Below are 23,587 nucleotides of genomic sequence, written 5' to 3'. Positions count from 1 at the left end.
ACTACCAAAATTCATCCTCTAACCTCTAACCTCTAACCTCTAACCTCTAACCTCTAAGCACTAACAACTAACATCTAACAACTAACAACTAAACACCACTGCGGATGCGTTTTCTATACAACTTTTTCTTCAAACTTGCCGGATGGAAAATCAATGGAGATGTCCCACGGGATATTAAAAAGTATATCATTATTGTTGCTCCACATACCTCTAACTGGGATTTTCCGTTGGGTTTAGCTGTCAGAAGTATTTTAAAATTCCCATCAAATTATCTTGGAAAAAAAGAATTATTTGATTCACCTTTTGGCTGGTTGTTCAAAAAACTCGGAGGATACCCTGTTGACCGGAAAGGTTCACATAACCTTGTGGATCAGGTAGCGGATATTTACAAAAAGGAGGAACAATTTATCATCGCTATTGCTCCTGAAGGAACACGTAAGAATGTTCAAAAATGGAAAACCGGTTTTTATCATATCGCTGTGAAGGCAGGCATTCCAATTGTGATGGCATCAATGGACTACCCGGCTAAAACAGTATTTTTCTCCTCACCCTTCTACCCTTCCGGAAACTTTGAAGCGGATGTTATTATTATGCAGAATTTTTTCAAGGATAAAAGGGGTAAAAACAGAGGGATTACTCCAATTCTAGGCTGAACAGATATAAAAAAAAACGAAGGCGGGAATTCTTTTGGATTTCACGCCTTCGTTTTTTATTAATCGATCGGATCAATTGTGTTGAACCAATATCTTTTGAGTCTCTGACTGGTCACCTTTTTTCAGTGTAATGAAATAAACTCCCGACTTCCAGTCACTGGTATTTACATGAATGGATTTCTGTCCGGATGAAAGTTTCTCGTTCCATATATTCTTACCGAGAACATCCGTGATAATTATTTCACCACTATCTCCGTTGTTCAACGTAATATTCAAAGAACCAGAAACAGGACTGGGATAAAAGAAGAATAATTCTCCTTTATTCATTTCAGGTATGTTTGTAGTATTCGGCACCACGACAAACTGTCCCATCATTCCGTCATCTTCATGCATGAGGATGTGGCAGTGATACATATACGGCATGGTAGTATCTGCAAAATCTTCAAACTTTGTAATGAACCGGACGGATTCATTCGGGCCAACAAGCACTACATCTTTAAACCCTGCTTCGTAGGGTTGAGCGGGAATTCCATTTCGGTCAAGGACAAAAAATTGCACATCATGAATATGAAAAGGATGCGCTACCATTGTTTGATTTGAAAGGCTCCAGACTTCTGTATTATTAATAGGAATACGGTAATCGATTCTTTCCATATCAAACATTTGTCCATTAAAATAGAACGGTCCATCCGGAGACATCATGTTTTGCGTTGATATGATGATGTTCCTGAAATCATTCATATTCGCCTCATCCAATGGGGTAAATGAAACAAGTGATGCAGGAATGGTAGTTACAGGATTTACTGTTGGTGGTGTTACATTCAGCTGGAGGATATTAAAATCAATTCCATTGATCGGACTGTACATGGCTGTGTTCATACTGGGTATAGGCGTACCTCCCTGGATTCCAGTCGGAAATTCAGATGCATAACTCATCAGGTAAAATTGTTGCCCGGTCATACCATTCAGATCAAGTAAAATTTCAACGCGCTCTCCCGGAGACAATCGAATTCGTGTAACCTGCACAGGGGCTGTAAGTAATCCGCCATCATTGCCAATAACCTGGAATGGCATATTTCCTGTGAAACCAAAATTGTAATTTCTCTCTTGTGATGCATTCAACATCCTGAAACGCACGATCTGCGCCGGTACAGACAACATCGGATCCTGAGTGCCATTGACAAAAATGGTACTGTCGTGCATTCCACGCCATAGGATTTGATTGGCTGAATCAAATTGCTGAGTCTGTACGATGATCGGGAAATCATCTACACCATATTGACGAGGTAAGTTCAATGTTGATTCCACACTATCACGAACAATGATCATTCCCGCCGCGCCGCGCATCGCCTGTTGTCCGGTCTTCATGTGTAAATGCGGATGATACCAATATGTGGCAGCGTTGTTCATGACAGTAAACATAGGCGACCAGGTTGTTCCGGAAAGGAAAAAAGTATGAGGTCCGCCATCGGCCATAGCAGGAACATGCAAGCCATGCCAATGCACTGTAGTAGTATCGTCAAGCAAATTTTGAACGTTCAAATTGATCATATCACCCTTGTGCATAATCAAAGTCGGGCCGAGATAGGAATATTGATTAAACGCGTTCGTAAATGTCTTTACCCCCGGAAGAAACTGAACACTATCAGGATGCATATCCAGATTGTAAACCGGTCCAGACAAAGTATCCGGAATTGGAATTGCATTTTGAGAATACCCGGAAAGACCGGTGAGAAGTAATAAGGATAACAGGATTTTTTTCATTTTAATTTCACTCTTGAAAGAGCACTGTAGTTTTAGATTTTATTGTTTGTAAATAATTTTATTGAACGACTGACCATCCATTTCAAATCTCAACAGATAAGTCCCGTTTGAAAAACAGGATAGGTCAAGATCTAAAATTGAGGGTGGTTTAATTTTGCCTAAAGATAATATTTTGTTTCCCAACAGGTCGAAAACCTCAATAGTTTCAGGGCTTTTGGAAACATTGGAAAAATCCAAGTACAGCCTGCCGTCGGAAGGATTCGGAGAAACTATTACCGTATAATCAGGAACCATTTCCTGTGCTTGGGAAACTAAACCACTAAAACCCAGTTCATCAAGGTACAGATAGCTATAGGGAGCTGTTGGTGCGCCATTGGCCTGACTTGCCGACATCAGCATGAAACAGGAATCCGGATTCAAAGAGCTGCTGTAGTTCAGTGTCAAAGCAAAATTCTCCCAGCTCATCACCATACCCGGCAAAGGGTAAAACAGGTTGGCAACAGTATCCCTTCTCAAGAATACAGTATTCCATTTAGTCAGCGCAACAGATATGAAACCCTGGTCAGAACCAAAGGCCATGTATTGCCATTTGCCTGATAAATATTCCGGTCTTTCTGTAAATGGAAATCCGGTGAAAGGCTGAAAATTCACATTGTTCATGGTTCCGCAGATAGCGATGCCAGGCATTACTCCCATTCCTGTGACAGTTTTTGAAATCAATTTCAGGTAAGCTGTGCCAACAATTCCGGGAGTTCCTTTGGTACAAGTAAAAACACCGGAAGCAGATGTGAGGTCATTCAAGTTTGCCCACGAATCAGGATTGTTGTACGAACCCATATTGGTCCACGATTCAAAACCATTGTTTGGAATCGATTGCGCGTACGATCCTTGCCAGAATAGTATAAATGCAAAAATGCAGTACAAGTAACTTTTTGAAGTTCCAATCATTGGTTTAGGTTTAGTTAAAACTCGATAAAATTCAGAAGATAGTACGGAATATATTTCCCATCAGGAAAAAAAGTACATTTTTCCCACCACAAAATTAGACAGAACCTTATCTGGAAAAAATGAAATTGGTCATTTGCCTGAAGAAAACATATAAACAGGAACTCAACATTCTCAGTCCGGAGATTGGAATAACCATGCAAGAAAAAATTAGAAGTGTGATTTTACTAAGGAAGAATTAAGCCTATGAAAGTGTTCTTCTTTTGAATTCACCACAAACAATACCCACGGCAATTGAAACATTCAGAGAATCCGGTCCGATTGATGAAGCGTAAAATGAAGGAATAGTTATTTTGTGATCGATGAAGGGAATCAACTCCCGGTGGATACCCACTGATTCATTACCAAACAGAATCAATCCTGATTGCGTTAATTCAGTCTGAAATAAATTTTCACCTTCAAGCACAGTTCCGTAAACAGGGAGTTTCAATTCATTTTTATTTTTCTCAAACAATGCAGCTAAATCTCCATAATATACATTCACACGAAAAAGAGAACCCATAGAAGCCTGAACGACCTTTGGATTGAAACACTCTACTGTATTTTCTCCACACAAAATATTAGTAATACCGAACCAGTCGGCTATTCGCAGGATGGTCCCCAGATTTCCCGGGTCCTGGATATCATCCAAAACGAGGCTTAGTCCGGATGCCAGATTCGCAAAATCGAGTTTTCGCTCCGGTACGACAGCTACAGCCAGCACTGACTGTGCGGTTGTCAACGCGCTGATTTTTTGTAAATCCTCTTCACTTATTTTCAGCATTTCACCTGAAATTCTTCCAGATGAAAGGCGCGACAAAGGCAAACTACAACGTTCTGTATAATAGAAAGAACGAATCTCCCAATCTGTATCAAGTAAATCACTGACAACCTTCTCCCCTTCGGCGATGAATAATCCTTCAGAACGTCTGTATTTCTTCTGGTGAAGAGAGGTAATAAATCGAATCTGGTTTTTTGAAATCATCGCTACAAAGATCAGGCTTTCTGAAAATCAAAAACAGTTATTTCCGGCAAGATACCAACACGTCCGGGATAACCAAGAAAACCAAGACCTCTGTTTACATAGAGATATTGATTTCCCTCCTGGTAAAGATCAGCCCATTTTTTGTAAACATATTGTACAGGACTCCAACGGAATCCGGGGATTTCTACACCAAACTGAAACCCATGCGTATGGCCTGAAAGCGTGAGATCTATCTGCTGGTACTTTGATGTAATTTCAGCATCCCAATGAGAAGGATCGTGTGATAATAAAATATTAAAAGGAGCCGGCTCCATTCCATGCATCGCCACTTCCATATCTCCGTATTTGTGAAAATTCATTCTCGAACTCCAGTTCTCTACTCCTACCAGTCCGATTTTTTCTCCATTCTTTTCAATATAGGTATGTGAATTCAATAACAAATTCCATCCCAGTTCACCATGAAAATTTTTGAGCTTCACAAGGTTTTCGGCCTTTTCTTCCTGCGTGTTCCAGCGATAATAATCACCGTAATCGTGATTGCCCAGGATAGAATATACACCCATGGGAGCTTTCAGTCGGCTTAGTTGATCTTTAAATTCAACCGCTTCGATGTGACGATCATTGACCAGGTCCCCCGTAAAAAAAATGACATCCGGTTTTTGTTCCAGAATGAGATCCATCGCTTTGGTGATCTGAGAAGGTCCCATAAAACTTCCAGTATGTAAATCTGAAATTTGAACAACCCGAAGTCCGTCGAAACTTCCGGGCAGATTTCCTGCTTTCAATTTCACTTTTCTCACACGATAATCGTAAGCTCCACCGACCATTCCATACAACATTGAGAAAAATGGAATAGAACCAACGATGAATCCCAGCTTCACTAAAAAATCCAGTCGTGAAACACGAAGAGTTGTCTCGGCTCCCTGAGCTGCAGAGTTAAAAAATTTCATACTGATCCATCCTCCAATCAGACGAAAGAGACGGATGATATCATCCAGCAACATGAATATGCTGACGAGTATTTTCGACAAATAAATAATAACGATGATGGCAAAAGAATAGGTCCTGAGAACCTTGGGCCAGGTATGCCAGTCGACATATTGAGCCAGTAATATAACACCAAGGGAAAGTACAGTAACTGTCCAATACAAATATGTAATTATACGCTGTGTCTGAACAGTTCTGCTCTGAACCAGCACCTTCACTCCCTGAAAAACATAGAGATCAATGGCGAAAAGGATGAGAAATAACAGGAGAATGCGAAGGTTCATTTTTTGGTGCTTAGTGGTTAGTGCTTAGTGGTTAGTGGTTGTTGGTTGTTAGTTGATAGTTGTTAGTTGTTAGTTGTTAGTTGTTAGTGCTTGGTGCTTGGTGCTTGGTGCTTAGGAGTAGGTGCCTGAGATTATCACTTAATATCTCTCAATTGACAACGCAAAACCAACAACCATCAACCAACAACCAAGCACCAAGCACTAAGCACTAAGCACTAAGCACTAAGCACTAAGCACTAAGCACTAAGCACTAAGCACCAAGCACCAACCACTAAGCACTACTAAGAGTGTCGTTTACCCAATGAAAATATTGCACAAAAAATCAGGGATTCAGCCTGTAGATCTTCCACTTGCCGGTTTTATTCTTTTCATAAACAATCCGGTCGTGTAATCTGCTGGGGCGGCCTTGCCAGAACTCAATATAAACCGGTTTTACACGATAGCCACCCCAATGAGGCGGACGTGGTACTTTTCTGCCGGAATAATCCTTCTCCAGCTCAATGAACCTGGTTTCAAGAGTTTCACGGTTAGCCAGCACTTCACTTTGATGAGAAGTCCAGGCACCGATTTGGCTTTCACGCGGACGGGTATTGAAATATGCATCGGAAGCTTTGGTGCTCAGCTTTTCAATGGTTCCCTGAATGCGAACCTGGCGTTGCAATTCTGTCCAAAAGAAGTTCAGACAGACTTTGGAATTCTCCGACAGTTCTTTTCCCTTTCGGCTTTTGTAATTTGTAAAAAAAGTAAATCCTTTTGAATCGAGATCTCGCAACAAAACTACGCGGGCATCCGGTTGGCCCTTTTTGCTGACAGTCGCGAGCGTCATTGCATTGGGTTCTTCAACTTCAGATTCCATGGCCTGGGCCATCCATTTTTCAAATTGACGGAACGGACTTTTATCAGTCGACTTTTCATCCAGTTCGAATGAAATATAATCGGTTCGCATATCGCGAATCATTTCTCTGAGCTTAACCATATTATTTTTTTAAGAGATCCATAATTTGTTGCGCATGATCCTTTGAATTCACATCTGTAATCACTTCCAGGATGATTCCTTTTTCATCAATCAGGAAAGTTGTCCGGTAAATACCCATGTATTTTCTTCCATATAAAATTTTTTCCCCATAAACATCATAAGCAGAAAGAACATTGGCTTCTTCATCAGAGAGCAATGGGAAAGGCAATGAAAATTTATTTACAAATTTAAGATGTGATTTCACCGGATCTTTACTCATACCAATGACTGCTATCCCCTTTCGTTTCAATAAGGAATAATTATCGCGAAGATTGCAGGCTTCCACAGTACAGGTAGGTGTATTGTCTTTTGGGTAGAAAAAAAGAGCGATTTTTTTTCCCTTGAAATCTGCAAGGGAATGCATATTCCCTTCCTGATCAGGCAAACAAAAGTCAGGTGCTTTCATTCCTTTTTCGACCCTGCTGACCCTTATCGACATGATTATTAGTATTTTATATATTGTAAGAATTTCATTTACAAGCAATTCACCGCAGGAAATCCTGTAAGTTTTGAGGGTTTTATCGGCAAACTCAACAGGAAAATCAGGGTAAAACTACAAACAAAAAACAAACGAGGAATACTGTTGGTTTTTAGGATAGGATAAGAAAATTCAGACCTGCCTTTTTTGCCGCTTTGCCTCATTATTTAGATTCGTATGAAGAGAATAATACACCTTGATCCGGGAGTTGGTCGCATCCTTGTTTCCGAACCCTTTTTGCTCGACAGTTATTTCAAACGCTCGGTAATTCTTTTGGGTGAACACAGTGAAGAAGGAACCGTTGGATTTATTTTGAATAAGCCGACCGACCTGACGCTTAATGACGCCCTTGAAGATTTTCCTCCATTTGATGTTCCATTGTATTTCGGCGGACCGGTGCAGACGGATACAATTCATTTCCTTCATACGCTTGGTGACAAGTTAGAAGGATCAAAAAAGATTCTGCCCGGAATATTCTGGGGAGGAGATTTGGAAAGACTCAAACTGATGATTGATACTCATCAGGTGACCCGTAACGATGTTCGCTTTTTTGCCGGTTATAGCGGCTGGGAGCCTCATCAACTGGAAGATGAACTGAAAGGTCGTACCTGGCTCATATCAAATTGCAAAAAAGATTTCGCATTCTCCGATCATCCGGAAGATCTCTGGGGACAAGTTCTCCGCACGATGGGTAGTCAGTATGCTATACTCGCGAATTTCCCGGAGGATCCGAGCTTGAATTAATAATTTAGAATCAAAATAAATAAAAGGAGCTGTTCCATTCGAAACAGCTCCTTTTATTTTAAGGCAATCCTGGCAATTATTCAATCACCAGCCGAAGTGTCCGGGTCTCCCCTTCTTCATTTTGAATACTCAACTGATACATACCCTGAGCCGAATTGCCCAAATCAATATCAAAAGTATTTTCTCCATTGACAGCATGTATCTTATCATTGAAGACAGCTTTTCCCAAAATATCAAACACCTTTAGAGTGTATTCTGAAGATTTTTCAGCATTGAAACTAAGCGTGAATGCTCCATTGCTTGGATTCGGGTAAACCGCAAAACCTGCATTTTGCAATTCACTCGTTTGAGAGCTCTTGCAACCCAGATTTACAACAATACTTAACTGAGCTGGCGAACTTGATCCACAAGCGTTATTTCCTTTAACCTTAAGAATTGCTGTTCCAGATACTGCTGTTGCAAAATTCACAGTTGCACTTGTTCCTGCGGAAACCAATCCTGCCCCTCCTGTAATGGACCAACTATAAGAACTGGCACCAGCTATCGGGGCGATGGAATAATTTTGCGTAGATGATTTGCATACAGTAATCGGCCCTGTGATTCCCGTCGGTGGTGGTGGCAAAGCGGAAATCGTCAAACACCTTGCAATACTTGCACCGCATGCATTGACAGCCTGAACACAAACGATACCGCCTGCGAATGCAGCAGGAATAGAGACACTGATTCCGGTTGTCCCCTGCCCTGACAAAATTGTCGTTCCGGCAGGACTCGTCCATACATAACTTGTCGCAGATGCTACTGCAGCGATACTGTAACTGACCGTTTGCGCGCCACACAGATTTACATAAGGTCCTGTAATCCCACCTGGTTGAGACGGAACTGATTTGATGATAACCGTTCTGGTATAACTTCCACAAGAGCTGATAGCATTGACACTCAGATTTCCGGTAGTGAATCCCGGTCCGAAGTTCACAACACATGAAATTCCACTTTGAGAAATCACAGTCATGTTTGGCGTATTTGATGTCCATACATAAGAAGTTGCGCCGGTAACAGTTCCAAATGTGTAAGACACATTATTAGTTCCTGCACACACTACTGTAGGTCCGTTGATCGGAAGTGAATTTGAAGGAACTCCAGTGATGTAGATTCCTCTTGATCCTGAATTCCCAACACAATTCCCGGCATTCACCGACACAGTACCCTGTCCAAATCCAGCAGGTACAGAAACAGTAATTGAATTTGTACCCTGTCCGCTTGCAATTGACACACCACTTCCCGTTACCGACCAGTTATAAACTGTTGCATTCGCCACAACCGAAGTAGAGAATGTATAAGTTCCGGGTCCGCAAATAGTCGTATTTCCTATAATACTTGAAGGAACTGGTGGTTTAACTGTCAGCACCGGAAGGTTCATACAAGTAGCAAGACTGATTCCACAGGAATTGATTGCTCTTACACAAATAAATCCTCCGGCGTACGTATTGCTGGTACTTAGAGTGATACAATTGCTCGTAGAAGTACCTGTTAATCCTCCGGGGAGAGTCCATAAGTAGGATGTCGCACCGGGAACCGGAGGAACACAAAACACCTGGTTAACCTGATTTCTGCACACTCCTGCCGGTCCGCTGATTGCTCCGGGACTTGCCGGTACACCACCTGAATTACCGATAGTTATTTGATCCGTTCTTGAACATCCATTGGCATCGGTAACGGTAACAGTATATATTCCTGGCAATAAATTGATAGCTGAAGCACCTGTTTGAACAGGTACTGTATTCCATTGATAACTGTATGGTGGTGTTCCACCATTTGGAGCAGCCGTTGCACTTCCATTTGCCAATCCACAACTTGCTGAAACTTCGCTTACAGTATTTTCAAGTTTAGTTGGTTGATAAATAGTTATGCTGTTATCCGCAAAACATCCATGCGAATCCACAATGGTGAAGGTCCAGGTTCCTTCCTGATAACCACAGAAAGTTCCCGTTCCAGAGTATGGAGGTGTTCCACCACTTCCTACAACCTGAATACACGTTGTTCCACTATAACATTGAATAGGATTCGTCACACTCAATGTTGGAATCACAGGATCTGCTTCTAAAACATCGAGTGATGTTGTGCTTACATCACCTATAGCATCTGTAACTGTCACCGAATATGCACCTGGCGAAAGATTAGAAATTGTTGCAGTCGTAGCAGAGTTGCTCCATAAGTAAGTGTATGGAGATGTCCCTCCGGATGGAATTACAGTTAAACTTCCATTGTTTCCTCCATAACAGGAGACATTACTTATACTAACATTTTGCAGATTGATTCGATCCCGACACGTTCGGAAAATGATATCATCGATACCATAGTCGTAACCCAATCCACCACCGCTAATGGTATGAGATATCTTTAACCTGGCAGCCTGTATGTTAGCAGTTGCTGTAAAACTTGTACAGAATTCATTCCAACTATTATTGACAAGATTACTTCGTGGAATGCTCAATATGACAGTATTTCCAAGCGTAACATCAATAGAATTTGGAAGTGTAGTACTACTGGAAACATTCGGATACAACGCGAAACTAAATGTATAAGTCTTTCCATTAACAATATTTCCTACAGCTCCATTCCATACAGTATAAGTTCCAGCATCCCTTCCATCCACAATCAGGAAATTATCGTTTCCGGTTCCGGAGCCTGTTGTATGATCAGGAATCAGAAGGAAGCTTGCACATTTTGCCCTTGCAGTATTTCCAACACTATATGAATTTGTTGCACATGCATTTATATAAGGCAAATCACTTGTAAATCCTGTATTTCCGTTCGAGAAATTACCGTTGACAACAATGTTCGGCGAAAGGGTGCTTGGAGCTGTGCATGGACATGTACATGAAATAATCCGGGTGTGATACACAATTCCATCGAGGCAATAGTCGGAAGTGCAATCATCACCATCATCCACATTGGTAACCACGTTTACCTGAACAAAGTTTGTGTCCCTGCAGCCGGATGGAGTGATTGCAATCACTGCATACAATTGATTCGTCAATGGGCTGACAGAAATAACATTGCCTGACCCTAACAATGCATATCCGGGAACTGTATACCATTTATAATCCACCCCGGCAATAAGCGGTGCAGCCAATGGCACAGAGGAACCTGCGCAAATAGTAACTGAAGGAGAATTATATGAAATGCACAACCTTGGATGAAGATTTGTATCCCCTACTTCTCTGGCAGCGAAATTAATTTCATGATAATAGTTTGTTGGAAAAGCAGGATCATCCGCAAGACGAATCATCAACCCGTTGTTCACTCCGCTTGACATCCAGTCCTGGACAATATTGCTGACATTGGCATTCAATCCAGTTGTGGTTTGATCACCTAGTGATGCAACAGCATCAGTAATTGCTGTCGGTGCGGGTGCATTGTTCCAGGTAATTGTGTTCTCAGCCCATGGGCCGCTAACGCCACTAATAATGCTTGCATTTCCCAAAGGCGGGTTTGCAAACCAAGGGTTACCTGCACTCAAATCTTTATGAACATCATATGGAGTACAGGTCGGACAAGTTGACAAGGATAAAGTTGCACCTGTAAATGAATTCTGAGGAACTGCATTCACATTGAATTTAATATAGGATCGAACGCTTTTCCAAATGCCCTGATAGGTCCATCGGGAAACACGTTGTGTAGTTGCTGAACCGTAATTAGCATTCGGTGATAATTCGCCAACCTGTGCATCTTCTGTATTCCGGATACACAATGTAGAGGGTACACCTGCTATAGGGCTCAATTTGAAATCACAATTCATGCGGAGCGTGTCTGTTACAGTGCAACCATTCGAATCAGTTGCTGTAATTACATATACTCCATTACAACATTGATCAGCAAAATTGTAGAATGGATTGCTATTCAGTAAACCACTTTGTGAGAATGTGATTCCCGGAGAATTGCCCGCGATCTGTGTGATCAGGATATTGTAGGGCACATGGAAATTAGGAGAATTGGTATTGAAAGGTGTACCTCCGGTTGCATACGCACTGATATGCCCATCACAATCAATCCCATTGAATCCGGAAGTATTCACATGCAACTCCAGACATGGTGGATCCACTATGGTGATCAGTTGACTGTCGAAACATCCATTTGCATCGATTACATCCACGATGTAAGTTCCTGCAAGTGCAACGTTCGGTGAATAGAAAACAGGTCCATTTATTCCGAAATAAGATTGAAGTATCACAGAATACGGTTGTGTATTTGTGAGCAAACGAACGGTATACGGACCCGTTCCTCCGTTGATATGAACCACAAATTTTCCACTATCTCCACAACAAAGGGGATTGATGACATCTACAGTGATCTCAGGTGGTGCCGGTTGGGAAATGGTTCTAACAACTGTGCTTGTACATCCATTTGCATCTGTAAATGTAATGGTATATACTCCTGCCGGATATTTTTGCAAAGTAGAAAATCCGAAGGCTGTTGAGAAGCTACATGGATATGTCGGGATCGGACAAGGACTTGTCGTAATCGTATAAGGTGGAGTGCCTCCATTCACAATGAATGAAAAAGAACCTAGCCCACCACAAGTTGGAGCATCAAATGCGATAGCATCCACGTTTAAACAAGGTGGGTCAATAATTTCAATGAGTGCACTACTCCTGCAACCATTTGCATCAAGAACTTCTACAATATAACTGCCGGCAGGTACTTCATCAGGCGATGTAAAATTATTTCCTGTATAACCAAGATATGCATGTAATGTTGTCGGATTCACAACATCATTGGTGGTCAATAAAATTTGGTACGGACCTGTTCCACTCGTGATAACTACATTAAAATGACCAAAGCCACCACAGCATAAAGGATTAACTGTTGTAACTGAAATTTGTGCTGGTAAGGGTTCATGAATAGTTTTTACAAGTGTTACTGTACAACCGTTCGCATCGGTAAAGGTAATAGTGTATGTACCGGCAGGGTAATCCTGTGCAGTAGAAAAACTATTAGAAGTTACAAAATGACAATTCAAAAATCCACCAGGGCAAGGGCTAATAGAAACTGTATAAGGAGCCGTTCCACCAGAAGGATATATACTAAAGGAACCATTTCCACCACAGTTTGGAGCATCGTAGACAATAACATTTGCATTCAGACAAGGTGGATCAATGATATTTATGATTGCACTGCTCACACAATTATTCACATCCGTGATTTCAACTGTATAGCTTCCTGCAGGAAATAAGTCAGGGCAATTAAACGAGCTTCCGCTGATGCCGAAATAAGTATGCAAAACACTACCCGATGAATTATCTCGAACCAAAATGGTGTAAGGTCCGTTTCCGGTAAATTGTGCTATAAAACTTCCATTATCACCGCAACACAAAGGCTGAACAACATTAACAGAAATTGCAGGAGGGTTCGGTTGACCAATAGTCTTCACAACAGAACTTGTACATCCATGATCATCAGTAATCCAGATCGTATAAGTTCCGGCTGGATAAATCTGTGTAGTAGAAAATCCGAATGGAGTATAGAATGAACACAGACCAGGAAGTGGTGGGCATGGATCTGTGGATATTGTATATGGTTCGGTACCTCCTAAAGGAATAAAGCTAAATGATCCGAACCCGCCACACGTCGGAGCATCAAAAACAATTGCATCTATTGATAATGGAGCAGGCTCGGTTACTGTGTAACAACATGTTTGAACTGCGCCATTTGCCGGAGTTATATTGATGCAATAAACACCTGCTGAAAGACCATTCAAACATAATGTTTGTGCTCCGGAAATGAGATTGCCATCTTTGGTCCAGCTGATTGTATACGGTTGATTCATGCAATTAAATGTTGCACATGCTGTACCATCTGTTCCTCCATTACAGGTAACATTTGATCCGGAGCAGACAAGATCTATCGGCTCTACATTCACCTGAACATAATTTGTATCCCTGCAACCGGATGGAGTGATGGCTATCACCGCATACTGTTGACTCACGGTTGCAATAACAGACAGTACATTTCCTGATCCTGCCAATGCAAATCCCGGAACAGTGTACCATTTGTAATCAACGCCCGGAATCAAAGGAGCTGTGAGAGGAACGGATGTTCCCGCACATACAGTTACGGAAGAGGCATTATATGTAATGCACAAACGTGGATGGATATTTGTATCCGCGTTTTCTCGTGATGCAAAATTCACTTCATGGTAATAATTGATTGGGAAAGCCGGATCATCAGCAAGACGAATCATCAACCCGTTGTTCACTCCGCTTGAAATCCAGTCCTGGACGATGTTGGTGACATTTACATTCAACGATGTTGTTGTTTGATCACCAAGTGAAGCGCCGGCATCTGTGATTGCATTCGGTGCAGGAGCATTGTTCCAGGTTATCGAATTCTCCGACCATGCCCCACTCACCCCACTAATGATGCTTGCATTTCCCCATGGTGGATTCGCAAACCATGGATTACCCGGGCTGAGATCCTTGTGTTCATCGTTGGGTGTGCAATTAGGGCAAGATGATAAAGATAATGCTGCGTTCGAAAATGAATTTTGAGGAACAGCATTGATGTTAAATTTCAAATATGTCCGAACAGTTGCCCAGATACCCTGGTAGGTCCAGCGGGAAGCACGAAGTAAGATACTGGCACCATAATTCGAATTTGGTGACAATTGCCCAACCTGTGAATCTTCTGTATTCCGGATACACAGCGTAGTTTGAACACCAGCAGCAGGGTTCAGACTGAAATTACAATTCATGCGGAGCGTGTCTGTTACAGTACAACCATTTGAATCAGTTGCTGTAATTACATATACTCCATTGCAACATTGGTCCGCGAAATTATAGAACGGGTTGCTGTTCAAAGTTCCACTCTGCGAAAATGTTATTCCGGGTGAATTGCCTGAAATCTGTGTAATTATAATATCATAAGGGACATGAAATACCGGTGCATTCGTATTAAACGGTGTTCCACCTGTTGCATATGCACTGATATGTCCATCACAATCAATTCCATTGAATCCGGTTGTACTGACATGTAACTCCAGGCATGGTGGATCAACAATTGTGATGAGCTGACTATCAAAACAAAAATTCGCATCAATCACATCCACGATGTAAGTTCCTGCAAGTGCAATGTTCGGTGAATAGAAAACAGGCCCATTTATTCCGAAATAAGATTGAAGTATCACAGAATACGGTTGCGTATTTGTGAGCAAACGAACCGTATACGGACCCGTTCCTCCGTTGATATGAACCACAAATTTTCCACTATCTCCACAACAAGGGGGATTGATGATATCTACAGTGATCTCAGGTGGAGCCGGTTGGGAAATGGTTCTAACAACTGAACTTGTACAACCCAGAGAATCTGTAAATGTAATAGTATAGACTCCAGCCGGATAATTCTCTGTTGTAGAAAATCCAACACGCCTTGTGTACGAACATGGGAATTGGATTGGTGGACAAGGATCCGTGGATATTGTATAAGGCGGACTTCCACCGGATGGCAGGAAGGTAAACGATCCAAGGCCACCACAAGTCGGAGCATCAAATGCAATGGCGTCTATTGACAATGGTGCCGGCTCGGTCACTGAATAGCAGCATGTTTCTATTGCTCCGCTTGAAGGTGTGATAGTGATGCAATAAGTTCCGGCGGTTAAACCATTCAGACATAAAGTCTGCGCACCCTGGATCAGGGTTCCATTTTTAGTCCAGCTGATTGAGTAAGGAGGATTTAAACAACTAGCTGTTGCGCATACTGAACCATCGGTCCCGCCATGACAGGTAACATTAGTTCCTGAACAGGTAAGCTGCATCAATTCAACATTCACGCAAACAGAATCTGAATCCATACATCCTGTACTTCCGGTTGCTATCAACAAATAACAGAAGTCGACAGGTGGGCAATCGGATAGGAAAGGTGAAGAAGATAATAATGATCTGTCAGGAAGACGATACCAAGCATATGTTACTCCCGGCACAATTGGACTTGCACTTAGATTAACGCAAGCACCCTGGCAAATTGTCAAATCAGGTCCTGCAGAAACAGCAAGTGGATTCAAATTCTGAATCGTTGCAGTGAGGGTAATGTTCGTTCCACATGCATCTGTTAAATAAATAGTATAATTTCCTGCAGGTACATTGCACAAAATGGATGTTGTATTCGAAACCGGGCTTGCATAGTTATTATTTGAATTCAATGGATCTTCATAATAATAGCTGATTGTGAACACGGCCGTCGGTGGAATGTCGAGGTGAATACAACCCGCGTGATGACAATCATAATCATCAATGCTTAAAACAGATGCCGTCAAATCAGCTGTGGTTCTGGTGGAACGAATACAAGTATTGTCGACAGTTCCCGTGAACCGCCTGCCTGCACCAGCTTGATTTACGTTTGTATGCTGAAGTGTATTTAAGCCTTGAACAGTTGAAGGAAAAAGAAGACAAACCGGCGAACCGGGGATATGAATGGTTCTGGCAGCATCACTAAATACACTTAGCAAGCCACTTGTTGCATCGAATCGTTCGAGACGAACGAAGAAATCCGTATTCCAGGAAGGTATATCGATACTTCCTGCAATCACCGGAGTTGTAGCATCATCTTTATAACTTGCAGTAATTTGAGTAGAAACTAAATAATTCGGAGTATTAAATGGTGAGGTCACACCTGCAGATATAAAATCCTGATCTGTAAAGTTTCCAAGCGGAGTTTCGCGAAATGGAATAAGATTTCCTGCAGTGAGGCATAACAATTCAGATGCAACACCAACATTTGATCCACTCATCGGATTAAAATCAAATTCCGCTGTCCATGTATTTCCCAATAATCCGATATTCCTGTATACTCTGTGATCAGAACCTCCAGGAACATTCAAGAATGAAACTTTATCAATAACTGTTGCATCAATATTTATTGAAGTTCCGATTTGAGTCCATCCTGAGGCAGAAGAATAATCTGAACCGAAAATATCGCAGGCACAATCTGTCACTACAAAATCAACACTCACTGTACTTGTATTTCCGCATGTATCAGTAAAAGTATAGCTCACGGAATACGTACCAGGGCTTACCAATGAAGGATCAAAATATTGATTTGGAGCTGTACCTGTGATGAAAGTTCCTCCTGAATATACACCCGAACCTCCTGCCCCACTTTGTGGCTGAGCTCCCGATAATGCGTAAGGAGAATCACTTGTGCACAATTCAACAGTTGTCTGTGACCATGAAGCTGTCGGAGGGAAATCCAAATGATAAGTTGTAGTACTTACTTCTCCTGTTGTATTTGAAACAATGACTGTATAATCTCCTGATATTAAATTCCCCTGAATGCAGGAATTTCCAGCACCACTTGTAATGACAACGCCGGGAGGAACAGTCCAGATATACGAAAATGGACCACAACAACCATTTACTGTTGCACACAATGTATTACAATCCACTGCAGCAATCGTTGCAGAAAGGTTTCTTGCATTAAAACAAACATTATCAAAACCGGCGATTTCATCTCCCCCATTCCAATCGATCTGGAAGAAAATCGAATCAATATGGTTTGTCAATGGATCCCAGTCAGTGTTTGATGTACCCGGAAGTGCTTCCCATACACCTTCTGATGAAACCGGTGGCGGATTGCAATTGGTGATAGGCGCGCATACATGTTGCCAGCCATTGGTTTCTGTCACTGAAACAGATGATGTAAAACGGAAAGTTTTATCTCCACGAACCAGATAAAACACCGGATGAATGTCCAAAACTGAATTCGGATCTCCATCATCAAAAGTTCTGTAATCAAAACAAAATTCTCCGCAACACCAGCGTCCGTTGAAACCGGTTTCAGCCTTAAGAAGTGAAAGACCGGTAAGATCACTTGCCAGCAGATAATAATCCGCTGGACCATTTTGTGAATTTAAACTGGTGATTTGAACATCGACCATCGGCGCGGCAGGATTCACTGTCCATCCGTGCAGATCATTATCATCAAAATCCCGACAGAATGTTTCAATACATGGACAGTTGATTACATTGATTGTTTTTGAAATAGTCGTCACATGTCCACATGAATCACTATAAGTATAGGACAACAAGTGTGAACCTACTCCTGCCAGACCCGGATTGAATTGATTACCACTTACTCCATCTCCGGAATACACACCACCTGCCGGGAGACCACCCGAAAGTGTATAAGGCGCATCACCACCACATTGTTCAGCAAGAAGACCAGACCAGCTCACAAGAGGTGGATTATAAAAGGATACACAAACTGTATCTGTATCTTTACATCCCGCCATGTTTTCCACGATGAGAGCATAACAGGTCGGAGCTGTAGGACAAACCAACAAGGAAGCATTGGTTTGCGGGATTGAAACAAAACCCGGAAGTGTGTACCAGGAATAATTATTGACATTACTTATTGGTGTCGATGCAAGAACTACACAATCACCCGGATTACAAAGGACAATGTCCGGACCAAGATTCACTTCCGGTGCCATTCCGATCTTGATTGAATCACAGCATTCCGCGACACCGCAAGGTGTAGGAACAGATACACAAATTACTCCAACAATTCCCATTTGGGCTGCTACTCCTGTCCATGATACCGTAATTGAACTGCTCCCTTGTCCTCCAAGAATAGTCATACCATTTGGTACCGTCCAATTGTATTGTGTTGCTCCGGCAACCGGCGCAATGGAATAAACGGCAGTACCACCTGAACCGTCACCGCAAATAGTTTTCGGTCCGATGATTGGGCAAACAACTAAAGCCTGAGCATTTTCACAAGGAGAACACATGGCGATATTTAGTTGTAAAATTTCGTCAAACAGCAGCAGATCTAAAGCATCAACAAATCCATCCCCGTTAAGATCTGTTGAGAAATAACCAAAGACAGCATTCGCGATATCATTCTCCAATAATGTCCGGTCGCATTCATTGATAAGTCCATCCTGATTGAAATCTCCACTGTACATTGACCAGATTCCTTCTGTCATAACATCGATTTCATTATCGCAATATGCATTTGATTGCTGAGCAGAAAAATCATATGAAACTGATCCATTAAAAATCACAGGAGAAGAACTCCAGGTTTCAATTGAACTACGGTGTTTGACTACAATGTAGTAAGTACCTCCTGAAACTGCGCAATCCACAGGCACCTGAACAGTTCCATCTGTTTGCAACACTACTTCGTATGAACCAACAACTATACATGTCGCGACATCACGTAATTCAACTGTGATCAAATCTACATCAGTAGGTTGATATGGAGAACCTAATGAATAATAGATTGAGGGAGTCATTTGCCCGTTACCGAGATAATAACCCTGTATGAATACTTTTAAACTGAGAGTAACCGGAGGCAAAACAACAATTGTCTGACCTGTACATGCTCCGGGTGTTACACAGCCTCCCTCACCACGAACATAATATGTCGTTGTAGTTGTTGGGTTCACACTCAAACTAAGACCAGTTCCAACCGGACTTCCGCCACAGGAATTGCTGTACCAATACCAATCCGTAGCATCATTCAAGGCTCCGGATGCAATGGCTAAATTGACATTTGTTCCCGGGCAGACAACAGTTGCTGAAGTATTCAGCACCGGGAGATCCGGATCAATACAAGTTGTTTGAGCATTTCCGGAAAGAAAACTCAGGAAAAAAGAGATAAAGATTACAATAGTTGAGTTAAAATTCAGTTTCATTTGATGGTCCTCCATTTAGGTTCAAATTCAGACATTATAGCTGAATGTCCGAAAGTATAGGAAATATAGAATTCAGAAGGGTCGGTTTGACCGTTGGTTAGTTTATTGAACAAATGGTGATTATGAATTGATGTCAGGAATAAGTACTCAGGCTTTACGCGCCGGTAATGCGCCCATTCTTTCCAAAAACTCATCTTTTTTCCTTCTTGAGATTTCAGGCTTAGAGCCATCAGTCATCAAAGCAAAAAATCCATCTTCCCGCAAAAATTTCTGTACATGATATAAATTTAAAAGATGAGAATTATGAGCTCTAAAAAAATGCTCCGCCGGCAACAAATGTTCATATTCCCGGATATTTCTTGATGCGAGATATTTTGATCCTGTGGTAAAAATGAGAGTATAGGCACGATCAGCTTCCAGTCGAACAATTTCATCAGTATTGATGTAAACAAAACCATCTTTCACAGGAATTGCAAGCTTGCATATAGCATCCGGCTCCAAATTTTTTAAGAGGCCTTCATACAATTGAGCCGTTCCATCAGCACCGGCTGAAGAAACCCGACTTACCGCCTCGATCAATTCATCGGAATCTACAGGTTTCAAAAGGAAATCAGCCGCTGAATACCGGATCGCTTTTATTGCATAATTTAAATGCGCGGTAACAAAAATTATTTTAAACGGAACCGGATGGAATTGCCTTAGAATATCAAACCCATTCTCCCCTTCCATTTCGACATCAAGAAAAACCAATTGAGGCTGCTTTTCTCTGATCAAACTCACTGCTGTGTCAAGATCATGCGCATATCCAATGACATGAATATCAGGACAATTTTTTTCTAATAATTTATTTAAAATCTGACAACTTTTCTCTTCGTCGTCAATCAGTAAAGTTGAAATCATAAAAGTTAACACGAATTTCAAACTTAAGAAAAATACCCCGGAACTCCTACTTAAGAATATCCCAAATAATTCAGAATTTATCCAAATATCACGTTTTTGGAGGATTTCACACTCTAAATTTCAAATTAAAATTCAAGAACTATCCTTGTCCCGACAATTTCACTTTTGGAATCATTTAATTGAATAATTTTAAATGAAACATTTCTACTATAAGCCTTATTATAGGAATTAATCCGCTCCTGGACAAGGGATATCCCGTAAGATTGAGATTTCTTTAACCGCAAAGAGCTTCCATGTAACTTTTCTTTACCTGGAATACCATTGTCTTCAATAATTACAGAAACCTTTCCATCATTTCCATTAACATTAATCATCAACAACCCTTCATTGAAAGTATTCCTTAGTCCATGTTTAAATGCATTTTCAATAAAAGGCTGAAGTATCATTGTAGGAACCATTATTTCAGAAACATCAACTGATGGGTCAATTTTCATTTCAACATTGATAAGTTTCGAAAACCGTTCCTTTTCGAGTTCAATATAAATTCGAATCATATTCAGCTCTTCTTCCAAAGAACATTCCTGTTTATCCGATTGCTCAAGTGTGTACCGAACCAACTTTGCAAAAGATGTGAGATACTTTCCCGCTGAATCGATATCCTTCTCCATCATATAATTCCGGATAGAATCCATTACATTGAAAATAAAATGAGGATTCATTTGTGCGCGCATGGCAGTGAGCTGCAAAGAAGCCTGTTTTCTTTCCATAAAATATTTCTGCTCAATGAGTCTTACTCTGCGTCGATACAATATTGTTCCGGAAATGATGAGTACAATCAGACCGGTAACCCTGAACCATGTTCTCTGCCACCAGGGTGCAAGAATCACAAAATTCAATTTCTCCGGACGGGCACTCATTATTCCCGAATTATTCCTCGCCTTTACATATAATGAATAACGCCCGGGTCTTAATGACAAAAAATCTACTTCCCTGTTTGCTGTTACACCTTCAATACTGTCTTCCTCATTGGTCAGCAGATAATGATAAGATTGTTTTCCATCACTTTTGAATAAGGGAGATTCGAAACCAATTCGAATTGTATTCATAGAATGCGACAATACAAAATTATTCCTGATCAGGGTGTCCGTGCCATTTATCCTAAAAGAAGTGAAATGAACAAACGGGTTTGCATCGTTGGTAAAAGCGGTTGAAGTACTAAAAAATGAAACTCCTCTTTTGGATGCAACCCAAATTGTGTCATTTAAAAATTCAAGATCATTGATTTCATTGCTGATCAGTCCGTTGGTCATATTAATTGCAGTAATAGAAAATTTGTCAATTTCTGTATCTGAAAAATCAATTTTACTGATTCCATTGTTAGAGCCGCACCAGATTGTGTTTCCGGAGATGCACAAAGTGTGCAAAATATTGCTGCACAATCCGGCTGATTCATCAATGGTCAGGAGTGTTCCATCCTTTTTCAAAATCAACAAACCCCGACCTTGAGTGGCAAAGTATAAATTGCCATGGAGTAATTTAATATCATCTACCCGGATATCTTTCAAAAGTGAGTTATAAAAAGTGATTTTATTCTTTGATTCATCATAATAGTAGACTCCATCAATACATCCAAGTAATAAATCATCCTGATCATTCTTGCAGACACAAAAAATGCGGGTTTTAAAATTGCCATGCGAATAAATAGAATCATTTGAAATTGAGATCAAATTTCCATAGGCTGCGGAAAATATTCTATTTTTAATCCGGACAAATCCTGCATTCGAAATTTTGTTCGTGGTATCATTAAATGAATGCATAATTCCATTCTTATAATAACGTAGCCGCTTATTGCCAACATAAAATATTGAAGAAATTGTGTCAAAAAACATGGATGAAATGACTGTACCTGAAATTTCTTTGATCATCATACTGAGCTCCCGGGAATTCATTCTTGCTATTGAACCACTAAAATACCCTGCATAGACGTGATCGGTATCGCTGACCAATGTAACTGGTGAATTTATCTCTGCGTCAAGAGTATAATTATTTACATCTTTATTGTTCAGATAATATATGCCGTTGTCAATTGTTGTTATCCAATACCCATTTTCGCGATCTTCAGAAATGCTCGAGATATAACTTCCATTTAAATAAGTACTTTTTTGAAAATAGTTATTTGCATCGGAATACAAAACCAATCCCTTCATGGTAGAAATCCATAAATTACCTTTTGTATCCTCAAAAAGGTTGATGATACCATTTTCTACAGTTGCGACTTGAAAAACCCTCCGATTTTTCAGTTGATATAAAATATTTCCCATTGTAAAGATCAATGCATTGTTCTTTCTCCGAATTGCTCTCATTCTTCCATTTGAAACATCTTTTAATTGGATACTATCCATACCAGATCTATATTTATAATATAAAATATGATTTTTCCATGGTTCTGTGACAAAACCAATCCCTACAGGTTTGTTGAAATTTTGAGTATCATCAATCAATAATTTGATGATTCCATTTTTATCATTGTAATCGTACTTTTTAGTTACATTTCCTTTCGGATCCAAAGAAAATTCTCCAAATGAACTGGATACATAAACATAATCAAGGCTGTCAACAGAAATTTCCAACTGAAAACTTCGCATAATATAGGGTCTTATTGCAGAATTAAATTGGTAAGGTTGTATTCTGTCATTTTCATAAATAAAAATATTTCCTGCAAAAGAGATCATCCAAATTCTCCTTTTAAAATCCTCAAACAAGTTAAAAACTACATTATCCGTCAAACCATCTTTTGCCGTATATGTTTTAAATTCGTAGCCATTGTATTTCACAACTCCTTTATCGGTCGCAAACCACACATACCCATCAGTACTCTGTAATGCCTGATAGATTTGAGAAGAGGGCAAACCATCTTCCGTCGTAAAATGTTTAAAAGCAGGCTCCGGCTTTACGCCTTGAACTTTTACAACTTGAAAAAGTAAAATCCAAAAGAATATTTGATAACCGGAAACATGCATAAAAGAGTATGAAGGCTAGTAATTATAAAGTATCATAAACAGGAAATAGAATCATAAAAGCAAGCTAATGAATTTCAGTTA

The 23,587-nt window shown here is 40.7% G+C and carries 11 protein-coding genes; 2 read left to right on the top strand and 9 right to left on the bottom strand.

The genetic code is table 11. The annotated features are described in order from the left end of the window. Positions 1-104 precede the first annotated feature (104 nt). A complete protein-coding gene (locus IPP86_12260; GenBank protein MBL0139283.1) occupies positions 105-653 on the top strand; it encodes a lysophospholipid acyltransferase family protein in 549 nt (182 codons plus the stop codon). Between the two features lie 72 nt (positions 654-725). On the opposite strand, the gene IPP86_12255 is transcribed toward IPP86_12260, so the two are convergent. From IPP86_12255 to bcp, 6 genes are all read right to left on the bottom strand, one after another. After that, a complete protein-coding gene (locus IPP86_12255; GenBank protein ID MBL0139282.1) occupies positions 726-2,417 on the bottom strand; it encodes a multicopper oxidase domain-containing protein in 1,692 nt (563 codons plus the stop codon). Between the two features lie 39 nt (positions 2,418-2,456). Further along, on the bottom strand, positions 2,457-3,365 hold the full coding sequence (locus tag IPP86_12250; protein ID MBL0139281.1) for a T9SS type A sorting domain-containing protein: 909 nt from the start codon (positions 3,363-3,365) through the stop codon (positions 2,457-2,459). A gap of 241 nt (positions 3,366-3,606) precedes the next feature. Further along, complete coding sequence (locus IPP86_12245; GenBank protein MBL0139280.1) at positions 3,607-4,386, bottom strand: RNA methyltransferase; 780 nt, start codon at positions 4,384-4,386, stop codon at positions 3,607-3,609. A gap of 11 nt (positions 4,387-4,397) precedes the next feature. Further along, positions 4,398-5,657 (bottom strand): metallophosphoesterase, encoded by a 1,260-nt coding sequence (locus IPP86_12240; GenBank protein MBL0139279.1) that lies wholly within the window; start codon positions 5,655-5,657, stop codon positions 4,398-4,400. A 322-nt stretch (positions 5,658-5,979) separates the two neighbouring features. After that, the gene (gene pdxH / locus IPP86_12235; GenBank protein ID MBL0139278.1) at positions 5,980-6,633 is read right to left on the bottom strand and encodes a pyridoxamine 5'-phosphate oxidase; all 654 of its coding nucleotides are present in this window, start codon (positions 6,631-6,633) and stop codon (positions 5,980-5,982) included. Position 6,634: 1 nt separating this feature from the next. Further along, positions 6,635-7,111 carry a thioredoxin-dependent thiol peroxidase gene (gene bcp / locus IPP86_12230; protein MBL0139277.1) on the bottom strand — a complete coding sequence of 159 codons (477 nt, stop codon included), beginning with the start codon at positions 7,109-7,111 and terminating at the stop codon, positions 6,635-6,637. Positions 7,112-7,327: 216 nt separating this feature from the next. Here bcp and IPP86_12225 point away from each other — a divergent pair, with 216 nt between their 5' ends. Beyond that, a complete protein-coding gene (locus IPP86_12225) occupies positions 7,328-7,894 on the top strand; it encodes a YqgE/AlgH family protein (protein ID MBL0139276.1) in 567 nt (188 codons plus the stop codon). Between the two features lie 76 nt (positions 7,895-7,970). On the opposite strand, the gene IPP86_12220 is transcribed toward IPP86_12225, so the two are convergent. The 3 genes from IPP86_12220 to IPP86_12210 form a co-directional block, all read right to left on the bottom strand. Beyond that, positions 7,971-19,601 (bottom strand): DNRLRE domain-containing protein, encoded by an 11,631-nt coding sequence (locus IPP86_12220; protein ID MBL0139275.1) that lies wholly within the window; start codon positions 19,599-19,601, stop codon positions 7,971-7,973. A 132-nt stretch (positions 19,602-19,733) separates the two neighbouring features. Further along, positions 19,734-20,486 (bottom strand): response regulator transcription factor, encoded by a 753-nt coding sequence (locus IPP86_12215; GenBank protein ID MBL0139274.1) that lies wholly within the window; start codon positions 20,484-20,486, stop codon positions 19,734-19,736. A gap of 125 nt (positions 20,487-20,611) precedes the next feature. Continuing rightward, on the bottom strand, positions 20,612-23,506 hold the full coding sequence (locus IPP86_12210; protein MBL0139273.1) for a histidine kinase: 2,895 nt from the start codon (positions 23,504-23,506) through the stop codon (positions 20,612-20,614). Positions 23,507-23,587: the final 81 nt, after the last annotated feature.

It is taken from the genome of Bacteroidota bacterium, assembly GCA_016720935.1.
GTDB lineage: Bacteria > Bacteroidota > Bacteroidia > AKYH767-A > 2013-40CM-41-45 > JADKJP01.
The sequence above is the reverse complement of the archived record's forward strand: the minus strand, read 5'-3'. Positions and strand labels throughout refer to the sequence as shown.

Excerpts from the sequence above, each read along its gene's own strand:
- IPP86_12260 (MBL0139283.1), top strand. The coding sequence starts at position 105 with ATGCGTTTTCTATACAACTTTTTCTTCAAACTTGCCGGATGGAAAATC.
- IPP86_12255 (MBL0139282.1), bottom strand. The coding sequence starts at position 2,417 with ATGAAAAAAATCCTGTTATCCTTATTACTTCTCACCGGTCTTTCCGGG.
- IPP86_12250 (MBL0139281.1), bottom strand. The coding sequence starts at position 3,365 with ATGATTGGAACTTCAAAAAGTTACTTGTACTGCATTTTTGCATTTATA.
- IPP86_12245 (MBL0139280.1), bottom strand. The coding sequence starts at position 4,386 with ATGATTTCAAAAAACCAGATTCGATTTATTACCTCTCTTCACCAGAAG.
- IPP86_12240 (MBL0139279.1), bottom strand. The coding sequence starts at position 5,657 with ATGAACCTTCGCATTCTCCTGTTATTTCTCATCCTTTTCGCCATTGAT.
- pdxH (MBL0139278.1), bottom strand. The coding sequence starts at position 6,633 with ATGGTTAAGCTCAGAGAAATGATTCGCGATATGCGAACCGATTATATT.
- bcp (MBL0139277.1), bottom strand. The coding sequence starts at position 7,111 with ATGTCGATAAGGGTCAGCAGGGTCGAAAAAGGAATGAAAGCACCTGAC.
- IPP86_12225 (MBL0139276.1), top strand. The coding sequence starts at position 7,328 with ATGAAGAGAATAATACACCTTGATCCGGGAGTTGGTCGCATCCTTGTT.
- IPP86_12220 (MBL0139275.1), bottom strand. The coding sequence starts at position 19,601 with ATGGAGGACCATCAAATGAAACTGAATTTTAACTCAACTATTGTAATC.
- IPP86_12215 (MBL0139274.1), bottom strand. The coding sequence starts at position 20,486 with ATGATTTCAACTTTACTGATTGACGACGAAGAGAAAAGTTGTCAGATT.
- IPP86_12210 (MBL0139273.1), bottom strand. The coding sequence starts at position 23,506 with ATGCATGTTTCCGGTTATCAAATATTCTTTTGGATTTTACTTTTTCAA.